The sequence below is a fragment of the Sphingomonas sp. genome, from assembly GCF_036731925.1.
In the GTDB taxonomy this organism is placed as follows: domain Bacteria; phylum Pseudomonadota; class Alphaproteobacteria; order Sphingomonadales; family Sphingomonadaceae; genus Sphingomonas.
The window spans coordinates 18,885-38,997 of the sequence record NZ_DAINDJ010000001.1; the positions used below are offsets into that span (position 1 = coordinate 18,885).

At 68.3% G+C, this 20,113-nt stretch carries 23 protein-coding genes, 1 tRNA gene and 1 pseudogene; 19 read left to right on the forward strand and 6 right to left on the reverse strand.

Going from position 1 to position 20,113, the window contains the following annotated elements:
* Window positions 1-47 precede the first annotated feature (47 nt).
* From V7E00_RS00095 to V7E00_RS00130, 8 genes are all read left to right on the forward strand, one after another.
* Window positions 48-185, forward strand: coding sequence for an aa3-type cytochrome c oxidase subunit IV (locus tag V7E00_RS00095; protein WP_333570783.1), 138 nt, complete (start codon window positions 48-50; stop codon window positions 183-185).
* Between the two features lies 1 nt (window position 186).
* Window positions 187-1,308 (forward strand): NAD(P) transhydrogenase subunit alpha, encoded by a 1,122-nt coding sequence (locus tag V7E00_RS00100; RefSeq protein WP_333570784.1) that lies wholly within the window; start codon window positions 187-189, stop codon window positions 1,306-1,308.
* Window positions 1,305-2,036 carry a hypothetical protein gene (locus V7E00_RS00105; protein ID WP_333570785.1) on the forward strand — a complete coding sequence of 244 codons (732 nt, stop codon included), beginning with the start codon at window positions 1,305-1,307 and terminating at the stop codon, window positions 2,034-2,036. Before V7E00_RS00100 ends, V7E00_RS00105 begins: the two co-directional genes overlap by 4 nt.
* A gap of 2 nt (window positions 2,037-2,038) precedes the next feature.
* Window positions 2,039-2,332: a proton-translocating transhydrogenase family protein gene (locus tag V7E00_RS00110; RefSeq protein WP_333570786.1), complete on the forward strand. Its 294-nt coding sequence runs from the start codon at window positions 2,039-2,041 to the stop codon at window positions 2,330-2,332.
* A gap of 2 nt (window positions 2,333-2,334) precedes the next feature.
* Window positions 2,335-3,810: an NAD(P)(+) transhydrogenase (Re/Si-specific) subunit beta gene (locus V7E00_RS00115; RefSeq protein ID WP_333570787.1), complete on the forward strand. Its 1,476-nt coding sequence runs from the start codon at window positions 2,335-2,337 to the stop codon at window positions 3,808-3,810.
* A gap of 13 nt (window positions 3,811-3,823) precedes the next feature.
* Entirely contained in the window at window positions 3,824-4,699 is an 876-nt protein-coding gene (locus V7E00_RS00120; protein ID WP_333570788.1) for a hypothetical protein, read from the forward strand.
* Window positions 4,700-4,837: 138 nt separating this feature from the next.
* Window positions 4,838-5,782: a hypothetical protein gene (locus V7E00_RS00125; protein ID WP_333570789.1), complete on the forward strand. Its 945-nt coding sequence runs from the start codon at window positions 4,838-4,840 to the stop codon at window positions 5,780-5,782.
* Between the two features lie 61 nt (window positions 5,783-5,843).
* Window positions 5,844-5,919: transfer RNA gene (locus tag V7E00_RS00130), tRNA-Val, on the forward strand.
* A 127-nt stretch (window positions 5,920-6,046) separates the two neighbouring features.
* Here V7E00_RS00130 and epsC read toward each other — a convergent pair.
* The 4 genes from epsC to V7E00_RS00150 all read right to left on the reverse strand — a co-directional run bounded on the left by epsC (window position 6,047) and on the right by V7E00_RS00150 (window position 9,437).
* A complete protein-coding gene (gene epsC / locus V7E00_RS00135; protein ID WP_333570790.1) occupies window positions 6,047-7,006 on the reverse strand; it encodes a serine O-acetyltransferase EpsC in 960 nt (319 codons plus the stop codon).
* 4 nt (window positions 7,007-7,010) lie between these two features.
* Entirely contained in the window at window positions 7,011-8,309 is a 1,299-nt protein-coding gene (locus V7E00_RS00140; protein WP_333570791.1) for a dicarboxylate/amino acid:cation symporter, read from the reverse strand.
* A gap of 126 nt (window positions 8,310-8,435) precedes the next feature.
* Window positions 8,436-8,804, reverse strand: a complete 369-nt coding sequence (locus tag V7E00_RS00145; RefSeq protein WP_333570792.1) for a hypothetical protein — start codon at window positions 8,802-8,804, stop codon at window positions 8,436-8,438.
* A gap of 69 nt (window positions 8,805-8,873) precedes the next feature.
* On the reverse strand, window positions 8,874-9,437 hold the full coding sequence (locus V7E00_RS00150; protein ID WP_333570793.1) for a helix-turn-helix domain-containing protein: 564 nt from the start codon (window positions 9,435-9,437) through the stop codon (window positions 8,874-8,876).
* Between the two features lie 89 nt (window positions 9,438-9,526).
* Between V7E00_RS00150 and V7E00_RS00155 the strand changes: the two genes are divergently transcribed.
* Entirely contained in the window at window positions 9,527-9,970 is a 444-nt protein-coding gene (locus tag V7E00_RS00155; RefSeq protein ID WP_333570794.1) for a DUF6456 domain-containing protein, read from the forward strand.
* On the opposite strand, the gene V7E00_RS00160 is transcribed toward V7E00_RS00155, so the two are convergent.
* A complete protein-coding gene (locus tag V7E00_RS00160; RefSeq protein WP_333570795.1) occupies window positions 9,963-12,419 on the reverse strand; it encodes a DUF2339 domain-containing protein in 2,457 nt (818 codons plus the stop codon). The two genes, V7E00_RS00155 and V7E00_RS00160, sit on opposite strands and share 8 nt — an antisense overlap.
* A gap of 99 nt (window positions 12,420-12,518) precedes the next feature.
* Between V7E00_RS00160 and V7E00_RS00165 the strand changes: the two genes are divergently transcribed.
* Window positions 12,519-13,193 (forward strand): glutathione S-transferase family protein, encoded by a 675-nt coding sequence (locus V7E00_RS00165; RefSeq protein ID WP_333570796.1) that lies wholly within the window; start codon window positions 12,519-12,521, stop codon window positions 13,191-13,193.
* A gap of 9 nt (window positions 13,194-13,202) precedes the next feature.
* Complete coding sequence (gene dapF, locus V7E00_RS00170; protein ID WP_333570797.1) at window positions 13,203-14,150, forward strand: diaminopimelate epimerase; 948 nt, start codon at window positions 13,203-13,205, stop codon at window positions 14,148-14,150.
* Between the two features lie 43 nt (window positions 14,151-14,193).
* Here the strand turns inward: dapF and V7E00_RS00175 are convergent, their stop codons facing one another.
* Window positions 14,194-14,343, reverse strand: a complete 150-nt coding sequence (locus V7E00_RS00175; RefSeq protein WP_333570798.1) for a hypothetical protein — start codon at window positions 14,341-14,343, stop codon at window positions 14,194-14,196.
* A 378-nt stretch (window positions 14,344-14,721) separates the two neighbouring features.
* Here V7E00_RS00175 and V7E00_RS00180 point away from each other — a divergent pair, with 378 nt between their 5' ends.
* The 8 genes and pseudogenes from V7E00_RS00180 to V7E00_RS00215 all read left to right on the forward strand — a co-directional run bounded on the left by V7E00_RS00180 (window position 14,722) and on the right by V7E00_RS00215 (window position 20,105).
* On the forward strand, window positions 14,722-15,213 hold the full coding sequence (locus V7E00_RS00180; protein ID WP_333570799.1) for a hypothetical protein: 492 nt from the start codon (window positions 14,722-14,724) through the stop codon (window positions 15,211-15,213).
* A 50-nt stretch (window positions 15,214-15,263) separates the two neighbouring features.
* On the forward strand, window positions 15,264-16,517 hold the full coding sequence (locus V7E00_RS00185) for a DNA-packaging protein (protein ID WP_333572354.1): 1,254 nt from the start codon (window positions 15,264-15,266) through the stop codon (window positions 16,515-16,517).
* 189 nt (window positions 16,518-16,706) lie between these two features.
* Window positions 16,707-16,997 (forward strand): hypothetical protein, encoded by a 291-nt coding sequence (locus V7E00_RS00190; protein ID WP_333570800.1) that lies wholly within the window; start codon window positions 16,707-16,709, stop codon window positions 16,995-16,997.
* Window positions 16,994-18,094: a phage portal protein gene (locus V7E00_RS00195; RefSeq protein WP_333570801.1), complete on the forward strand. Its 1,101-nt coding sequence runs from the start codon at window positions 16,994-16,996 to the stop codon at window positions 18,092-18,094. The genes V7E00_RS00190 and V7E00_RS00195 overlap by 4 nt, the downstream gene beginning before the upstream one ends.
* A complete protein-coding gene (locus tag V7E00_RS00200; protein ID WP_333570802.1) occupies window positions 18,091-18,399 on the forward strand; it encodes a DUF6127 family protein in 309 nt (102 codons plus the stop codon). Before V7E00_RS00195 ends, V7E00_RS00200 begins: the two co-directional genes overlap by 4 nt.
* Window positions 18,396-18,763, forward strand: a pseudogene (locus tag V7E00_RS00205) (HK97 family phage prohead protease). Before V7E00_RS00200 ends, V7E00_RS00205 begins: the two are co-directional and overlap by 4 nt.
* A gap of 33 nt (window positions 18,764-18,796) precedes the next feature.
* Window positions 18,797-19,822, forward strand: a complete 1,026-nt coding sequence (locus V7E00_RS00210) for a phage major capsid protein (protein ID WP_333570803.1) — start codon at window positions 18,797-18,799, stop codon at window positions 19,820-19,822.
* A 16-nt stretch (window positions 19,823-19,838) separates the two neighbouring features.
* Window positions 19,839-20,105 (forward strand): spike base protein, RCAP_Rcc01079 family, encoded by a 267-nt coding sequence (locus V7E00_RS00215; protein ID WP_333570804.1) that lies wholly within the window; start codon window positions 19,839-19,841, stop codon window positions 20,103-20,105.
* The last annotated feature ends 8 nt before the right edge of the window (window positions 20,106-20,113 follow it).

Sequence of the window (20,113 nt, forward strand, 5' to 3'; positions counted from 1 at the left end):
CGAAGCAGCGGTATAAGACATTCGGCACCTAGGAGAGGAGCGCATCAATGGCTGAAACAGGTGAAAGCGCCGGCGAGATCCAATCGCAAGTCGAAACCTTCCATGGTTTCACTGCATTGATGAAGTGGGGCACGGTGGCGGTATTCCTCATCGCTGCGTTCGTCGTTTTCCTGATCGCCCGCTGACGTGAAGATCGCGGTACTCAAGGAAGCGGCGATTGCCGAACGACGTGTCGCGGCTACGCCCGAAACCGTCAAGAAATTCATGAATTTGAAGGCTTCGGTGGCGGTGGAGACGGAAGCGGGGCTTGCCGCTTCCTATGCCGACGCTGCCTATCGCGACGCTGGCGCGGCGATCGGAACCCGCAGCGAGGTGCTGGCCGATGCCGACATCGTGCTGGCGGTGCAGGGCCCCGATCCTGACAGCCTGGCCGGCCTCAAGCCGGGCGCGTGGCTGGTTGCCGCGCTCAACCCGTTCGGCGAGCGGGCACGAATCGAGCGCTATGCTGCACTGGGGCTCGAGGCGCTGGCGATGGAGTTCATGCCGCGCATCACCCGCGCGCAATCGATGGACATCCTATCGTCGCAGTCGAATCTCGCCGGCTACAAGGCGGTACTCGATGCGGCGACGGAATATGACCGCGCCTTCCCGATGATGATGACCGCGGCGGGCACGGTGAGCGCGGCCAAGGTGTTCGTCATGGGCGTCGGCGTGGCCGGGCTTCAGGCGATCGCCACGGCGCGGCGGCTGGGCGCGCAGGTGTCTGCCACCGATGTCCGTTCGGCGACCAAGGAGCAGATCCTGTCGCTTGGCGCCAAGCCGATCTTCGTCGAGAATGTCACGGGAATCGAAGGCGAGGGTTCGGGTGGCTATGCCACCGAGATGAGCGACGCCTACAAGGCGGCCCAAGCCGAGCTGGTTTCGTCGCACATCGCCAAACAGGACATCGTCATCACTACGGCGCTGATCCCGGGGCGTGCGGCGCCGCGGCTGATCAGCGACGCGCAGATCGCGACGATGCGACCCGGCAGCGTGATCGTCGATCTCGCGGTGGAGCAGGGCGGCAATGTCGAAGGCTCGGCGCCCGGCGAGATCGTGGAGCGGCACGGCGTGAAGATCGTGGGCCACCGTAACGTGCCGAGCCGGTTGGCGGCGGACTCCTCGGCGTTGTTCGCGCGCAACCTGTTCAACTTCCTCTCGGCCTTTTGGGACAAGGACGCCGGCAAGCCCGTGCTCGACGAGGAGATCGGCACCGCCGTGCGGGTGACGCAAGGCGGCAAGGTGGTGCACGAGAGGCTGTTGTCGTGACGCCCGTCGTGGCGGTCGCCACTGCGTTGCTCTTCATTTCCGCTCCCCATGCGGAGTCTGGCCAGAAAAAGGAAGGCGCAACCCGTTACACCTTCTCTACGCTGCTGCTGCCAGATCCAACTGTGGATCGCTCGAAAACGCTGAAGAAAAACGATCCCTGGCTTTGGGGGAAGGCTCTCCCGGTTGCGGCAGTCGTATTGGGCAAGCCGCTACAGCTTCCGGACACGCCCTTTATCATTTCTGGCGACGAACCACTGTCCATCGCCAACAGCCAGAAGCTCATCGCTTGTCAATTGAAGCCGACTGTGACGGTTGGCCTGTTGGGCGGAGGGAAAGCGCCGATCTGTCTTATAGATCGAGACGGCGACGGTGCCTTCGACGGATGGTATACCAGTAGTGTGCCGGTTTTCTGGAATGGCGAAACTGCCGGCCACATCCAGGCCGATGACATTCATTCGATGGGTCCGGTCCGGCCGCGGGAGCTTCGCTCAGACGAGCTGCGCGCGCTTGATGTCGGCAAGAAGTTTTCAATTCGTTATGTGCATGGTGAGCTGACGTTTTGCATCGATTCAAATGATAACTACTGTCTGGAGCGTGGGGCAAAGATGCACCCGGAGCCACGTAAGCAGGTGGTGGCCTTCATGAATGGAGAGTTCGTCTATCGCAGGAATGAAGACGGCAAGCTGGTGATATCGATCGTGCGAGACCCAAAGGAGGCGGTGTACTAACCATGGACTTCATCTCGATCCTGTCGGTCTTCGTGCTGGCGTGTTTCGTCGGCTATTACGTGGTCTGGTCTGTCACGCCGGCCCTGCACACGCCGCTGATGGCGGTGACCAACGCCATTTCCTCCGTCATCATCGTCGGCGCGCTGATCGCAAGCGCGGCCGGCAGCGTCGGCAGCGCGGGCGAGACTTCCAAATGGTTGGGTTTGCTCGCCGTGGTGCTGGCCAGCATCAATATCTTCGGCGGGTTCGCGGTGACGGCGCGCATGCTTGCGATGTACAAGAAGAAGGTTCGCTGAGCATGGAGAGCATCGCACAGAGCCCGTGGGCCGCGCTCGCCTACCTGGTTGCCGGCATCTGCTTCATCCTCGCGCTGCGCGGACTTTCCAGTCCGAGCACGAGCCAGCGGGGCAACCGCCTGGGCATGATCGGCATGACGATCGCGGTCGTCACCACCCTGGTCACCCATTTTCCGCAGGTGAAGGGGGCCGCGTCCGGCTTTGCCGTCGATCCGGTGATCGCGGGCGAGATCCTTGCCGCGATCCTGATCGGCGCGGCGATCGGCATCGTCACTGCCCGCCGCATTCCGATGACGGCGATGCCGCAGCTGGTCGCCGCGTTCCACTCGCTGGTCGGCCTGGCGGCCGTGCTGGTTGCGTGCGCGGCCTTTCTCAACCCCGCGGCCTTCGGCATCGCCGATCTGGTGATCCCGCTAATCGGCGCGCCGTTCGAGTCCATCCACCAGGTCAGCCGCATCGAAATGGGGCTGGGGGTCGCGATCGGCGCAATCACCTTCTCGGGATCGGTGATCGCGTTTCTCAAGCTCAACGGCAATATGGGCGGCAAGCCGATCCTGCTGCCGGGCCGACACGCGATCAATCTCGGCGTGCTTGCCGCGATCCTCGGCCTGATCGGCTATTTCGTCCAGGATCAGGCACCCTGGGTGTTCTGGACGATCACGATTCTGAGCTTCGTGATCGGCTTCCTGTTGATCGTGCCCATCGGCGGCGCCGACATGCCGGTCGTGGTGTCGATGCTCAACAGCTATTCGGGTTGGGCGGCTGCGGCCATGGGCTTCACGCTGCACAACTCGGCGATGATCATCACCGGCGCGCTGGTCGGCAGCTCGGGCGCGATCCTCAGCTACATCATGTGCCGCGCGATGAACCGCAGCTTCCTCAGCGTGATCGCCGGTGGTTTCGGCGGCGATGCGGGCGGCGGTGCAGGCGCTGCCGCGGCGATCGACCGGCCGTGGAAGCGCGGCAGCGCCGAAGACGCGGCGTTCCTGATGTCCCAGGCCGAGCAGGTCATCATCGTTCCCGGCTACGGCATGGCGGTGGCGCAGGCGCAGCACGTGCTGCGGGAAATGGCCGACAAGCTGAAGGCGCACGGCGTGCGGGTGAAATACGCGATCCACCCGGTCGCGGGCCGCATGCCGGGGCACATGAACGTGCTGCTGGCCGAGGCGAATGTGCCGTATGACGAAGTGTTCGAGCTGGAGGACATCAATTCCGAGTTCGCCCAAACCGACGTCGCTTTCGTGATCGGCGCGAACGACGTGACCAACCCCGCCGCCAAGACCGACAAGTCCTCGCCCATCTACGGGATGCCTGTGCTCGATGTGGAAAAGGCCAAGACCGTGCTGTTCATCAAGCGCAGCATGGGCGGTGTCGGCTATGCCGGCGTCGATAACGAGTTGTTCTATAAAGATAATACTATGATGCTGCTCGCCGATGCCAAGAAGATGGTGGAAGAAATCGTGAAGTCGCTCGACTGAACGGGGGGATGGGGTGATCGGATCGATCCTGGGCGGCGCGTTCCGCCTGTTGCGGCAGCACCCCCTTTCGGTGCTGGTCTGGTCGATCCTTTACCTTGTCGGCATCTTCGCCATCGGCCTGCTGCGGATTCTGGTGGCGCCGGCCGATCCGCAGAGCGTGGCGGGAGTGATAGGTGCCGGGCTGCTCAGCCAGGGGCTGGCGATCGCGTTGGTGGCTGTGCTGATCAGTGCGGCGACACGCGCCACGCTCCACCCCTATAAGCGCGGCGCCTGCTACCTGCGGCTGGGCGCTAACGAGCTGCGTGTCTTCGCGCTCCTCGCCATGCTGACGATTGCGAGCATGGTCATCGCCTTCCTGCTGATGCTGGCCAATGGTGCCCTGTTTTCGCTGTTCGGCGTGCTGGTCCCGCCCGCCGCAGCGAACTGGGCCGTTTCCGTGCTGCTGTTGGCCGAACTGGCGGCGATGATTTTTGTCGAGGTGCGCCTGTCGATCGCGCTGCCGCTCACCTATCTGTACGAGACGATCACCGTCGACGAGGCCTGGGCGCAATCGCGCGGCCATTTCTGGTCGATCTTCGGCGCGTTCGCCGTGCTGGCACTGCTGCTCGCGCTGGCTGGCCTCGTCCTGCTGGCCGCCTTCTTCTCGCCCATGCTGATGACGCTGCTGCAGACCGGCATCAACGGCCGCGCGCTGATGGAAACGTTGCTAATGGTGGTGCTCACTGCCAAGAACTTGCCGGCGGTCTCACAGCTGATCCTCGTATCGGCGATGCTCGCGCTGATGGCGTTGAGCTTTGTCCTCGCCACGGCAACCCTGGCCAGCGCCGCGAGGACCGTGCTGGGACTGCAGGAAGGGCAGATCGAGGATTTGCGACGTCGCCGCGGATAGTTCCACGTTATTTGATCCGCTTCGGATAAATGCCCGAAACGCGCTGCCAAATCCCTCCAAATTGGAGTAAGACAGACTCCGCCATTTCGGAGCGATACGGCATCTGTGGGGAACAGATGTCGAACCACGGGGGCGGGCATGTACGAAGCGACGGGAGCCGGGGGGCTCCAGGGCATTGCGTATGACATTGTTGTCGATGTCGCACAGATCGTGGCGGGAACGGCGGCAGGGCAGGCGGCGGCGGAACACACTGTGGCGCTCGCCGGGTTGCGGGCCAGGGAGCCCGTCGACGCCGAAACTGCGATGCAGACGGACTCGCTGGTCGATGGGGTCCAGTTGCTACTGCTGGAAGCGGATGGCATCGCGCCGCCGCTGCTCGAGCCGCTGTTGGCGCGGCTAGGCGCCTTGGCGGAGGCACGTGCGGTTCCACTGATCGCCACGGTAACGCCGGAACAACTCGACGTCGCGACCGGGTTGCTGCCTGCCTCGGCGATCGTGCAATGCGCACCCAGCGATGCTGATCGGCTGGCGGCGGCGCTGACGGTGCAGCGGCAGCCCAAATCCCGGCTCCATGACGGAATGCGCGATCAGGAGAGCCTGCGCATGCGGCGCTTCCAGGAGGAGGTGGCGCGGATCGCCGATTCGCTTACCCGGCTGACCCGCAACGAGTTGCCCGAGCGATCTGCCAGCGTCCGGGCCGAGACGCTCGCCTTTCGTACCGAGACCGAAAATGTCGAGACGGACGCCACGGAAATCCGCCGGGTCATCCGCGCGCGGCGGATGCGGGCGGAATTCTTCGAGGGCGATCTGTTCGCCGATCCCGCCTGGGACATGCTGCTCGACCTCTATGCGGCCGAGCTGGAGCATCGCCAGATCTCGGTTTCCAGCCTGTGCATCGCCGCGGCGGTGCCGCCCACCACGGCGCTCCGCTGGATCGGCACGCTGCACGAGGCGGGGCTGTTCGATCGCAGGGCAGATCCGAACGATCGGCGGCGCGCCTATATCGCGCTCAGCGATACGGCGCGGCATGGCATGGAGCGCTATGTCGGCGCAGTGAAGCGGGCAGGATTGAATCTCGTTTGAGGCTTGCCCTCGGCGCGCAGCTTTGGCATCGGCATCCCACGCGGTCGCCATGGCGACGCGCGGGCGGTTAGCTCAGTTGGTAGAGCATCTCGTTTACACCGAGAGGGTCGGCGGTTCGAGCCCGTCACCGCCCACCATTCCCTTCGATGCGCGATCAGATGGTTTTTCGAACGACCGTAGTCTCCGTGCGTCGTTCGTCGGAACGGCGAATCGCGCAGCGTTGAAGGGTGCCCCGCGCAAGCGGCGCGGCCATGTCGCCAGGCGCTAGTCGCGATGCTCGGCCAGGCGTGCCGCCATGTTGTTCTGCGCGTCGCCGTGGAGCGGCACCGCTGCCGGCTGTACCAGCACGCTGTGCGGCGGCACGTCGTCGAGCAGCCAGACATTGCCGCCGATGGTGCTGCCGCGGCCGATCGTCACCCGGCCGAGGATCGTCGCGCCGGCATAGATGATCACATCGTCCTCGATGATCGGGTGGCGGGCATAGCGGCTGCGGGGCCCGGCCGGGGCAAGACCCAGCGGGCTGCGCGCGCCGAGCGTCACATGCTGGTAGAGCCGCACGTTGCGGCCGATGATCGCCGTCTCGCCGATCACCACGCCGGTGCCGTGATCGATGAAAAAGCTTGGGCCGATCGTCGCGGCGGGATGAATGTCGATGCCGGTGCGGGCGTTGGCGAGCTCGGAGAGAATCCGCGCCACGATCACCGCGCCCAAGCCGTGCAGCTGGTGGGCGATGCGATAATGGAGGATGGCGAGCGCGCCCGGATAGCTGATCAGGATCTCGTCGACGCTGCGCGCGGCAGGATCGCCGACGAACGCCGCATCCACATCCTCGTCGAGCAGGCTGCGGATCTCTGGCAGCGCGGCGGCGAACAGGCGAACGAGCAGGTCCGGCTGGTCGCTGTCGAACGGGGTGGCGTTGTGCAGCTGCCAGTAATCGAGTTCCGCCGCCAGCTGTTCGCGAAGGATGGCGAGGCCAAGCCCCAGCTGCTCGGCAACGAAATCGTCCTCGCGCGCGATGCCGCCGCGAAAGCCGCCGAGCCGGGTGGGGAACAGAGCGGCGGCGACATGCTCCAGGAAGCGGGCGAGTTCCGCCGGCGCGGGGAAGCGTGACAGGCCGCGATGCTCGGCGCGCCGCTCGCGCCAGCTCGAGCGGATTTCGTTGAGTGCCGACACCGCGTCCGCGATCTCGGCGGCGAAGACATGGTCTGACACGGCCGTGGACATGGCGTCAGGCCGTCGCGACACGGGCGGACGCAGTCGACGTGTCGGGCGCGAGCAGGCCGCTGCGGCGCGCGACGATCGTCGGCACCAGCGCCTGGCCGGCGACGTTCACCGCCGTCCGTCCCATGTCGAGGATCGGATCGATCGCCAGCAGGAGCCCGGCGCCTTCCAGCGGCAGGCCCAGGGTGGACAGGGTGAGGGTGAGCATCACCGTCGCGCCGGTGAGGCCGGCAGTCGCGGCAGAGCCGACCACCGCGACGAAGGCGATCAGTCCGTAATCGGCCAGGTGCAGCGGCACGCCGAAGAACTGCGCGACGAAGATGGCGGAGACCGCAGGATAGATCGCCGCGCAGCCGTCCATCTTGGTGGTGGCGCCCAGCGGCACGGCGAAGGCAGCATAGGCAGCAGGAACGCCGAGCCGCTCGACCACCTCCTCGGTCATCGGCAGCGTGCCGACCGAGGAACGCGACACGAAGCCTAGCTGGATCGCCGGCCAGGCGGTGGCGAAGAAGCGCAGCGGGTGGAGGCCGTTGAGGGCGAGCAGGGCGAGGTAGACGACCAGCAGCACCAGCGCGAGCCCGATATAGACGGCCGCCGCGAACGCGCCGAGCGCCGACAGCGCTTCCCAGCCGTACCGCACCACGGCGTCGCCCATCAGCGCAGCGGTGCCGATCGGGGTCAGCGCGATCACCCAGCGCAGCAGGCGACGGAATATGGCGAGGGCAGAGGCGTTGAACTGGAGGAAGGCCCTGCCGGCCTCGCCCACACGCACCGCAGCCGCGCCGATCGCGATGGCGGCGACGATGATCTGGAGGACGTTGAACGACAGCCCTGTGGTGGCCGCGCCGTCTTTCAGCGTGGTCGATGCGGTGATGCCGAGGAAGTTCGCCGGTACCACGCCCTTCAGGAAGTCCAGCCATGAGCCGGTGCTCGACGGCGCCTTGGCTGCGCTGGGGGCGACGCCCGCGTGCAGACCGGGCTGGAGCAGCAGGCCGAGCGCGATGCCGATCACCACCGCGATCAGCGCGGTCGTGGCGAACCAGAACAGCGTGCGGGCGACCAGCTTCGCGGCGTTGTCCAGATCGCGCAGCGCAGCGATCGAGGCGACAATGGCGGTGAAGACCAAAGGCGGTACCAGCGCCTTCAGCAGCTGGACGAAAAGCTGCCCAACGGTGTGCAGCACCTCGCTCAGCCCGGGCTGGCCGGTCGCGCGGGCCGCAAAGCCAAGGGCGAGCCCGGTGGCCATGCCGAGCAGCACCTGCCAGGCGAAACTGATGGGAAAGCGGGTGGGGGTGGCACGGGCCATGCTGGGCAGCTCCTCTTCGAACCGCCTAGATATCCCACTGCTGTAATAGGAGAACAAAGAATTGCTATCAGGCCCGCAGCCCGGACTTGGGGCTGCCGGGCGGCGCCAAGCCGCCCGGCGCCTGGATCAGTTGGCCTTGAAGGTTGGCTTTTCGCCGGTGAAGGCGATGGTGACGTAGCTGTTGTCGCACAGGTTGACGTTCGGCCAGACGGCGGTCGTCTTGTCCTCGAACGTGCCGCGCACGTCGAACTTGCAGGCGCTGGCGGCCTTCTCGAAGTGGATGGTGGTCTTGCCGCCGGGCTTGACCTTGCCGTCCTTGTTCAGTTCGGCCTCAACCTTGTTCTCGACCCAGCTGCCGCTGCCCGCAGGAGCCACTTCGATCTTGGTGATCAGCTTGCCCGTGCTGTTGGTGAGCAGGAAATCCCACTCGTCGGCCAGCGTCGGGGTTGCCGCCGCGAGGGCCGCGGCGGATGCAATAAGAGCCAGTTTCTTCATGGTCTTCTTCCCTCCTGTTGCGCAGCATTTTGCGCGCAACAACCGCAGCGAGCAAGGGCGTAACAATGCCTATAGCGCACGTACCAGCTGCACCGCGACGGCGATCCAGGCAGGATCCGAAACCACCTGCTGACGGCCGCCGGCGCCCGGTGGGAGCAGCTGGAGCCGGTCGCCCTCGCGGCCGATCAGGCGGCCGAACAGGAATCGACCGGCGGGGCGGGGCACCAGCACGTCACGGTTGAGGGCGCGGCCGAATTCGGCGGGAGCAAGCCGTTCGCACCAGATTGCGTCGCCCGCGCGATACTCGCCAATGCTCGCGTCGACGGTAATGGCGATCGTGCCTGCGTCCGGGCGCGGCGGCACCAGGGTCGCCGGGCGGCGTGGCGCGTGGGCGCCGTCTGCCTCCAGCAGCGCCGCCACGGGAATGTCGGGCCGGTCGGGCAGCTGGACCAGATCCGCCGCATTCACCTCCAGCGCGGCGGCGATGCGGTTGAGCCAGGCGACGGATACGGTGCGCGTGCCTGTTTCGAGTCGTCCGATCGTCTGGGCCGTGGTCGGCGGGCTGCAGCGGCGCGCTACGTCGTCAAGTGTGAGACCCTTGGCACGTCGGACCTCGCGAATGGCGGTGATCATGGCCTGCTCCTAACCAAATCGGTTTTGTAGTTTCCTACAGATGCGCCGCCGTGGCAAGACGGCGGGTAGGAACAAAAGGAGATCGAAAGATGCGTGAACTGGTGGAGCGGCCGGCGGGCCGCGGGCGCAGCGTCACGGTCAATCTCGCCGAGTCGCCGCTCGATTGGCTGCGCGCGCGCGGCCATGTCGATGCGCGGCAATATGAGGCGGGCGAGCGGTTGCGCGGTGACTATGAGATGGCGTCGCTGGGGCCGCGCGTGACAATGCGCTGGGATCCGGCGCCACGCGAGGGCGGGCGCCGCGCCGCGCCCGAACCGCTGGACCCGACGCTCGCGCAGATCGCCGCCAAGCGCCGTTTCGATGCGGCCATCGCGGCCGTGGGCGGCGGGCTTTCCGATATCCTCTGGCGGGTGGTGTGCGCAGGCGAAGGGCTGAGTGCCGCCGAGAAGGGGCTCGGCTGGCCGGCTCGCGCGGGCAAGCTGGTGCTATGCCTCGCGCTCGACCGGGTCGCGGATCATTATCGGCTCAGATGACCGGCGGCGGATCGTCAGCGGTGGCGTTCCCGGGGCGGGCCAGGAAGCGGCCATACGCCCAGCCGATCGCGATCAGCGCCACGCCGAGCGCGAGGAACGAGAGGATTCGTAGCAGGCCGTCGAGCGCGGCGGCATCGATCAGGAACACCTTGCAGGTGGTCAGCGTCAGCAGGCCGAGCCCGGCGAGGCGCAGGTCGTGGCGCCCGGCAGCGATCCCGCGCCACAGCCAGGCGAGCGCCAGCACGAGCAGGACGGCCGAATAGCCACCATTCTCCAGGCTGCCGATTGCGCCGGTGAGGATCATGCCATGCGCCAGCCAGCGGACTGTGGCGAGCGCGGCTGCGACGCTGAGCAGCGCCGCGGGGACGCGCAGCCGGGGCAGCGTCCAGCACCAGAAGGCGGCGACCGCGAGGTGCAGGGCGAGCATGGGGCCCGCGCGCTGGGCGACAATCGCGGCGTTCAGCACGAGAAGGTCAAACCAGAACAGGCGGGCGAGGCCGAGCACGAACAGCGCCCGCGCCAGCACCAGCAGGCGTCCGCTGCGGAAAAGGATCCAGCCGGCGGCGAGCGCGGCCTGGGTGAGCAGCGCGCGTTCCACGAACCCCCAGGCGAGGAACTGGTCGGGCGTCGCGATCGCCAGGGGCTGCTTGGCGAGCGTGTAGAGCAGCAGCACGCCACCGGTCCCGGCAAGGATCGCGGCGGCGCGCCGCGCGCGACCGAACGCCCGCGGATCGGCCAGGACGCCGAGCGAGACGGCCGTCGGCAAGGCGAGCGCCCGCAGCAGCGCGGCGAAGGGCGGCAGCTCCGCATAGGCGAAGTGACCGCCGGACAAGGCGGTGCCGGTAGCCACGAGCAGGTTGCCCAGAGGATGGGCCGCGAACACGAGCGTGGCGAGCAGGGGCAGGATCGGCAGCGCGAACAGCACCGATGCGCGTACCTGCCGTGCCCACAGGGCGAGTCCGCCGAGCACGATGGCGAAGGGCACGGAAAGCCATCCCTGCGGCACGCATTGTGCGAGCGCAACCGAGGCGAGCAGCGCTGTCGTGAGGGTGGCGGCAGCGAGCGGGCGATCGTGCGGTGCGTGGCGGAGCTGCCACGCGAGGCGCGCGCAGGCGCCTGCTGCGAGGCCCTCGATCAGCCCCCAACCGGCGGCGGGCAGCAGGTCCCGCGCCAGTCCGTGCGCAACCAGCACGGGGCCCGCGGCGCCGAGCAGTGCGACCGCCACCCACCCGGGCCCGCGCGGCCAGCGCCACTGGCCGGCGCCGGCGAACAGCACGGTCGCCGCGATTGCAGCGACCGGGGTCGCGCCCCGGTGCGGCGACGCCAGCGCCAGCGACTCCAGGGCCAGCAGCAACAGCGCGCCGGCCAGCGCGCCGGGCAGATACACCGGATCCCTCCATGCCAGGAGCAGCGTGGCGGCGGCGAGGACCAGGTAGAAGCTCCAGGCGAGCGGACCGAAGTCCAGGCCCGGGGCGATCGCCACCAGTTGCAGCAGTCCCGCGAGCAGCGGGGCGAGGCGGAGCCAGCGGTTGCGGAGCCCCGCAGCGGGAAGCGCCGCGCTCGCGCCGCCCGCGAGCAGCATGGTGTAGAGCCCGACTGCGGACAGGTTGCCGCGGCCGTCGAGCACGGCGAGGAGGAATTGAGTCCATGCCAGCCCCGCGACGCTTGCGGCCAGCGCCAGCCAACCCCAGCGACGATGTACCGCCAGCCCGAACAATGCGGCGACGAACAGGCCCAGATAGACGAGCAGGGGCGCGATGCCCGCAGCGTCGAACCCTGCAACCAGCGGCGCAAGAAAGCCGCCGGCGAGCGCCATCACCGCCGTTGGAGGGCCGTGGCGCAGCGCCAGCCCCATCGCGCCGAACGTGACCAGCACCACCGCGCAGAAGGCGGTGAGGGGCGTCACCAGGTGGTAGAGCGCCGCCGCCATGTAAAGCGTGCCGTAGAGGCTCGCAATGCCGGCGCCGGCGAGCGCCTGGCCCGGGCGTGCATCGTCTCGGGTCGCGGGCAGGCGGCGCAGGCCTTCGCTGGTGGCGACCAGGGCGAGGCCGAACACCGCGGCGATCACCGTTCGCGCGGCCGGGCCCAGCAGGCCCTGCTCGATCGAGTAGCGGACCAGAAAGAAGCCGGCGAGCACCAGCGCGACGCCGCCGATCCAGATCGGCAGGCGCCCGCCCACGAGTGTTTCGAAGCTGAGCTTGGGCAGCGCGAGGCGCCGGGAAGGCTGAGGCTCCGGCAGCGATTCCTCTGGCGGAGCGATTGGGGCAGGTGGGCGCGGCGAAGGTACCGGCTGTGCCTCCAACGGCGCTGCCACCCCGGGCGCGTCCGGTCGCGCGAGCCGCGCCGCCAGCGTCTGCAACTCGCGCTCCAGTCGATCGATTCGCCGTTTTAGCAGCGCAAACGCCGCCACGATGGCGCACGCGAGCAGCAGGAAAGCAAAGCCGTTCATCGCGATCAGCCTCGCATGTTCCACGGGCTGTGTCGCGCAAGAGACGCGCACGACTCGGTAAAATCGGCTATGTGGTGCGCCATCAAGGGGAGGACGCAGATGATCGTCTATGGTTCAACGATTTCGCCCTATGTGCGGAAATGCATGGTATTCGGCGCCGAGAAGGGACTGGAGCTGCAGCTAAAGTTCGCCGGGCCCGGCAGCCCGGACCCGGAGTTCCGCGCAATCAGCCCGTTCGGCAAGATGCCGGGCTTCCGCGACGGCGGCTTCACGATTTCCGATTCGACGGCCATCGTGACCTATCTGGAGGCGAAGTTCCCCGACCCCAATCTGATCCCGCTTTCCCCTGAGGCACGTGCCCGCACGATCTGGTTCGACGAGTTGGCGGATACGGTGATGATGGGGGCGGGTTCTGTGATCTTCGGGAACCGGTTCGTCCGGCCGCGGGTGATGCAGCTGCCGTGCGACCATGATGCGGCCGACCAGGCGGAGAACGAGCAGCTGCCGCCGATCCTCGCCTATCTGGAGAAGACCATCCCCGACAGCGGCTTCCTCGTCGAGGACCGGCTGACCCTCGCCGACATCGCCATCGCCAGCCCGCTCGCCACGCTGGGCTGCATCGGCGTGTGCGTCGACGCGAGCCGCTACCCGCGCACCGCCGCCTATGTCGACGCGATCCACGCCCGGCCGAGCTTCGCCGCAATCATCGCCCGCGACAAGGCGCAGGTGGAAGCGATGGGCGGGGGCGTAGCCAAGGCGACCGCCGCCGCCTAAATGGGCGGCATGCGCATCGCCTTCACAAAGTGCCACGGCTCGGGCAACGACTTCCCGCTGATCGACGCCCGCGAGCTGACCCTCGCCGAAGCCGAGTGGGCGACGCTCGCCCGCCTGCTCGCCGATCGTGCCGGGCCGGTGGGCGGCGACGGCCTGCTCGCGCTGGTGGCGGGGGACGACACCCATGCCTTCGGCATGCGCATGTGGAATTCGGACGGTTCGGAAGCCGAAACCTGCCTCAACGGCCTGCGCTGCACCGCGCGGCTCGGCTTCGACCTGCTCGGGATCGACGCCGCGCAGGTGAAGCTGAAGACCAGTTCCGCGAGCGCCGCGCGCGATCCCGAAATCGCCCCCGGCGTCGCGACGATCCGCACGCTGGTCGGCCCCAATTCGACCCGCGCCGCCGATGTCGGGCTGGTCGGTGCGCCCGAACAGGTGCTCGATGCCCCCATCGACGGGCTGCCGAACCCGCGCGCCTTCACCGCCGTGGCGATGCCCAACCCGCATCTGGTGACCTTTGTCGAGCGGGTGGACGAGGCCGAGCTGGTCGCGCTCGGCACCTGGTGCGAAAGCCGCCCGGCGCTGCTGCCCGCGCGCGCCAATGTTTCGTTCGTCGAGCTGCGCGGCCCCACCCGCCTGTTCGTCCGCACCTTCGAGCGCGGCGTGGGGCTGACCGATAGCTGCGGCAGCGCCATGGCCGCATCGGTGCTGAGCGCCGCGCTTACCGGCCGCGTGCCGTTCGGCACGCCGATCGAGGTGTTCAACCGCGGCGGCATGGTGCGCGGCCAGGCCGAGGCAGACCGGCGCGTGATGCTCAGCGGCAACGCCACCTTCGAGGCGGAGCGGGCGGTAGACGTGGACTTCGCTGCCGAGACGCTAGGCGCGGTGGAGACGCTGCGCGCGCGCAGCGAGGAGCGCGCGGCGTGGGAGGCGATGGTGGCCGGGCTGGCGCGGTAGCGCACACGTTCGCCGCCGCGCCGCAGGCGGCTTGGAATGGCCGCTAGTTCCCCGAGGGGCCGCGCGGTCTCTGTGCCACTGCGATCGCGATCGCTGCGAGAATACCCAGCGGAAACCACAGGCCGGGCTTTCCGAAGAGGATGCCGATGAACCAACAAATGGCCAGAGCAACGACCGGTGTGAGCTTGTTCATGCCGGCAGGCTAGATCGTACCGGGCACTGCCGCAAGCCAGCCTCGGCTGGTTTGCACGACAACCTGCTTGCCGATACATTTCTGGATACTCGCCGGATGCTGGTCCGCATCGCTGCCGGCGATTGCAATTGGTGGTCTATGTGGATTTGTGGCGCCCCTGATGTACCGCGTGACCTTTGTACGCCGCGTTCTTAAACTCCGTCGCGCTGAACCTGCGCCTGTAGGAATGTACCAAATGGGCTAAATCCCCTTGACATCGTCACGCTCTTGTGGCACAAAACAGGAACGCTGAAGAATTGCGAGTCGCCGAGGGCGGCTCCGCTGAACGGGTCGGGGCACGGCATGCCGCGGCCCGTTGTCGTTTTCGGGAGAGAGCGGATGGCATTGACGATCGCATCGGGGAACCAGCGGCGGCGGCAGATCCGCACGCTGGCAAACGGCGGCTGGACCCGCGAGAAGCGGCAGACCTTCCTCGATACGCTGGCGGTGACCTGCAATGTCAGCCTCGCCTGTATCGAGGCGGGCATGTCGAAGACGGGCGTGTACCGGCTCCGCCAGCGGGACCCGGAATTTGCCGAACTTTGGCGCTGCGCGCTGCTGATGGGCTATGACCGGCTCGAGGAACGGCTGCTGCGCCGTGCGGGTGCGGGCGTGAACGATATCGAATTCGGCGCCGGCGATGTGCCGGAGGAACCGCTGGATGCCGAACTGGCGCTCAACCTGCTCCGCAATCATCGGCCGACCGTGGAGGGGCGGCGCAAGCGGGTGGGCGGGGAGATCCACCGCATCAGCCGCGAGGAGGCGCAGGCGGCGCTGACCAAGCGGCTGGATGCGCTGGAGAAACGGCTGAAGGCGGAGAAGGGGCGGTGAGCGACGCGCTGGAGCGGCTCGCGCTGCTGCCGCGCAAGGAACGCGATCGGATGCTGGAGCGCATGTCCGACAGCGAAATACGCGTGTTCAACGAATGGTGGGAACGCTGGGCGCATGACGGCCAGTTCTGGCCCGACACGGACTGGCGCATATGGCTGATCCGCGCCGGCCGCGGTTTCGGCAAGACGCGGGCCGGCGCCGAATGGGTGAGCCAGATGGCGCGCGACGTGCCGGGCGCGCGGTTTGCGCTGGTCGGCGCGACGCTGGAGGACGCGCGCCGCGTGATGGTGGAGGGCCCTTCCGGCCTACTCGCCGTGGCACGGGAGGGCGAGACGCTCGCCTGGCGGGCGACGGCGGGCGAGCTGGTGTTCGAGTCCGGCGCGCGGGCGCTGGTCTATTCGGCCGAGGCGCCGGAGAAGCTGCGCGGCCCCGAGCACGACTTCGCCTGGGCGGACGAACTGGCGAAATGGTCGGCAGGGTGCGGCGATGCGGCCTGGGACAATCTGATGATGGGGATGCGCCGCGGTGAACGGCCGCGCGTGGTGGTGACGACCACGCCGCGCCCGGTGAAGCTGATGCGGCGGGTGATGGCGCTGCCCGGCGTGCACGAAACGCGGGGACGAACGCGCGACAATCTTCACCTGCCGCGCAGCTTTGTCGAGGCGATGCTGGCCGAATATGCCGGAACGCGGCTCGGCCGGCAGGAGCTGGACGGCGAGATGATCGACGATGTGGCAGGCGGGCTGTGGCCGCGCGCGCTGATCGAGCGGCAGCGCCGGGCGATCGAGGTGCCGCTGGTGCGGGTGGTGGTCGGCGTCGATCCGCCCGCCGGAACCGAAGGCGATGCGTGCGGCATCGTCGCCGTCGGGCTGGGCGAGGACAGGCAGGGCTATGTGCTGGCCGATGCAAGCGTGGCGGGCCTGCGCCCGGAGGGCTGGGCGGCGGCGGTGGCGGACTGCGCCGCCCGGTTCGAGGTGGAATGCGTGGTGGCGGAAAAGAACCAGGGCGGCGCGATGGTGGAAAGCGTGCTGCGCGCGGCCGAGACGGGGCTGCCGATCCGGCTGGTCCATGCCAGCCGCGGCAAGGCGGCCCGCGCCGAGCCGGTGGCGCTGCTCTACGAAAAAGGCGTGGTGTGGCACGCGGGCGTGTTCGCCGAGCTGGAGGCGGAACTGGCCGGGTTGCAGGCATCGGGCGGCTATGAAGGGCCGGGCCGCTCGCCGGACCGCGCCGATGCGCTGGTCTGGGCGGTGACCGAGCTGATGCTGGGCAGGCGCGGCAAGGCCGCGGTGCGCGCACTCTTCTAAGCCCCTCCTCCTTGGAGGAGGGGGTGGGGGTGGAGGGATTCCAGAACGTTCGTTGGTCTCGGTGAGACACAGCCCCACCCCAACCCAGCGTCACGTCGGTCCGCCTCCCAGGCGGACCTGAACCGCGCGGGGCGCGGTTCACCTGCCGCTCCTGAAGGGGAGGGGCGTACAGCTTCACAGGAGAAACCAATGCGAAACTGCATGGCTGCAGGGCTGCTTGCCCTGCTGACGGGCGCGTGCGCGCTCGATGCGCAGACCGGGATCGCGGTGGGCGCCGGCGTCGCCGTGGCGGTGAACGACCGCGATGGTGACGGCATGCTCGACGCCGCCGAAGTGCAGGGGCTGGTCGCGCGGGTGTTCCCGCCCGACCAGCTGCCCGGCGGCTTCTGGGACGGCATGCGGGCAAGCCTCACCGCCGCCTATTGGGCGCGCGACCTGGATCATGACGGCAAGCTGAGCGCCGCGGAGCTGGCGCGATGAAGTGGTTCGGGCGGAAGGCCGCGCGCGATGCCGGTCGGCCCGCGCTGGCGCGGGGCGGCTGGGGCAGCTTCGGCGACTGGCCGCGCAGCTACGAGGTGCAGCTTCGCGAAGGCTATTGCCAGAACCCGGTGGCGCAGCGCGCGGTGCGGCTGGTGGCGGAAGGGGCGGGCAGTGCGCCGCTCCAGGGGTCCGATCCCGCGCTGGTGGCACTGATTGCGGCGCAATCGGGCGGGCAGCGGCTGCTCGAGACATTGGCGACGCAGCTGCTGCTGCACGGCAATGGCTATGTCCAGATCCTGACCGACGATTCGGGAGGGGTGCGGACGCTCTATGCGCTGCGCCCCGAACGGGTGACGGTGGAGCCGGACGCGAGCGGCTGGCCGGTGGCGTATCGCTACCGCGTGGGCGAGCACGTCACCCGCCTGGCGGCGGACGATGGCGGCCGGCCGCAGATCATCCATCTGCGCGCCTTTCATCCGGCCGACGACCATTATGGGCTCGGCTGCCTCGACGCGGCGGCAGGCGCGATCGCGATCCACAATGCGGCCACGCGGTGGAACAAGGCGCTGCTGGACAATGCGGCGCGGCCGAGCGGCGCGCTGGTCTATGATCCCGGCGATGGCTCGGCACTGGCGCCCGACCAGTTCGCCCGGCTGAAGGACGAAATGGAGGCAGGATTCGCCGGCGCGGCCAATGCCGGGCGGCCGATGCTGCTGGAAGGCGGGCTCAAATGGCAGGCGATGAGCCTGACGCCCGCCGACATGGATTTCGTGGGGCTGAAGGCGACGGCGGCGCGCGAGATCGCGCTGGCGTTCGGGGTGCCGCCGATGCTGCTCGGCCTGCCCGGTGATGCCGCCTATGCCAATTACCGCGAGGCCAATCGGGCGCTGTGGCGCCAGGCGATCCTGCCGATGGCGGCGCATCTTCTCGGCGCGCTCGCGCAAGGCCTGGGCGCCTGGTTTCCGGGGGCGACGCTCGCCGTCGATGTCGACCGGGTGACCGCGCTGGCGGAGGACCGCGAGCGGCTGTGGCGCCAGGTCTCCGATGCCGCCTTTCTGACCGATGACGAGAAACGCAAGCTGGTGGGGTTGCCATGAACGACGGAACGATGCTGGGCCAGCTGATCGCGCAGGCCGAGGACGAAGGCGCCGAGCTGACGACGCTCCGCGCGATCGCCGAAGAGGCGGGCACGGTGGGCGCGGACCGCGCCCTGGCGCGGCTGGGGCTGGAGGATGCCGGCGCCGCCAAGGACATGGCCGAGCTGCGCGAGCTGCTGGGTGCGTGGCGCGACGCCAAGAAGTCGATGATCAAGGCGGTGATGCAGTGGCTGGGCCGCACGGTCGCGGCGCTGGTGCTGGTGCTGCTGGCGATGCGGATGGGCTTTCCGGGCTGGCTGAAATGAGCGTGCGCTTCGCCGGCTATGCCGCGGTGTTCAACGCCATGGATCGCGGCGGCGACGTGGTGCGGCCGGGCGCCTTCGGGCCCGTCCGGCCGGTGCCGCTGCTGTGGCAGCATCGCGGTGCGCCGGTCGGCACGATCGAGGCGATCGGCGAGGATGCGCGCGGGCTGCGGGTGATCGGCGGGTCGAGGATCCGCGGCTGGCGGCGCTGGTCGCCCAGGGCGCGGTGGCGGGGCTGTCCTTCGGCTACCGCGTGGCGGCGGCCCGGCGCGGGCGGGTGCGCGAGCTGACGGCGCTCACATTGATCGAAGTGAGCCTGGTGGCCGAACCGATGCAGCCGCTCGCGCGGGTGCACGCGGTCGGCTGATTTTTTCCGATTTTTCTGGCGTGGGAGAAGACCATGGATGCGATGGAGACGAGCTTTGAACAGGTGACGCTGCCGCCGATGCGGCCGATGCTGGCGGGGGGACGGCCGGTGTCGAGCGCGGCGTTCGACGGCTATCTGCGCGGCGGCGTGGAGACCAAGGCGCTGTCGGGTGCGAGCGGCGCGGAGGGCGGCTATTCCGTGCCGCGCGAAATCGACGCGCAGATCGACGTGACGCTGCAGGCGATCTCGCCGATCCGCAGCATCGCCAATGTGGTGAAAGTGGGGTCGAGCGGCTATCGCAAGCTGGTGGCGAGCGGCGGCTTCGACAGCGGCTGGGCGGCGGAAACCGCGGCGCGCCCGATCACCGCGACGCCGGTGTTCAACGAAGTCGCCCCGCCCTTCGGCGAGCTCTACGCCAACCCGGCGGCGAGCCAGGCGATGCTCGACGATGCGATGTTCGACGTGGAAGCATGGCTGGCGGGCGAGATCGCGCGCAAATTCGCCCAGTCCGAAGGTACCGCCTTCGTCAGCGGCACGGGGACCAACCAGCCCCGGGGCTTCCTTGCGGTGCCGACCTCGACCGCGGCGGATGCGACGCGCGCCTTCGGCACGCTCCAGTATCTCGCCACCGGCGCGGCGGGCGCCTTCGCCGCCAATCCGGAGGAGAAGCTGATCGATCTGGTCCAGGCACTCCGCGCACCCTATCGGCAGGGGGCGAGCTGGGTGATGAATTCGGCGACACTCGCGCGGATCCGCAAGTTCAAGACCAGTGATGGCCAGATGCTGTGGCAGCCCGGCATCGCCGCGGGCCAGCCGGCGACTCTGCTCGGCTACCCGGTGGTCGAGGCCGAGGACATGCCGGACATAGCCGCCAATACCTTCTCGGTCGCCTTCGGCAATTTCCAGGCCGGCTATCTGATCGCCGAGCGCGGCGACACCCAGCTGCTGCGCGATCCCTATTCGAACAAGCCGTTCGTCCATTTCTACGCGACCAAGCGGCTGGGCGGCATGGTGAGCAATTCGGAGGCGATCAAGCTTCTCAAGTTCGCCGCGAACTGAGCCGGGAGGAGACGATATGGCAGACAGTTTCGCGAACCGGGCCGACCATGTGTCGGCCCCGGCCAGTTCGGCGGTGGCGGTGGTGCCGAGCGACACCGTGGCGCTGACCGACATTCCCAAGGCGCTCTATGTCGGCACCGGCGGCAGCGTGACGATGCGCGGGGTGAACGGCAGCGTCGATACGGTGTGGAAGAATGTGGCGAACGGCACGCTCCTGCCGTTCCGCGCGCGCTATGTACGGGCGACCGGCACCACCGCGGCCGACCTGCTGGCGCTCTACTGATGGACGGC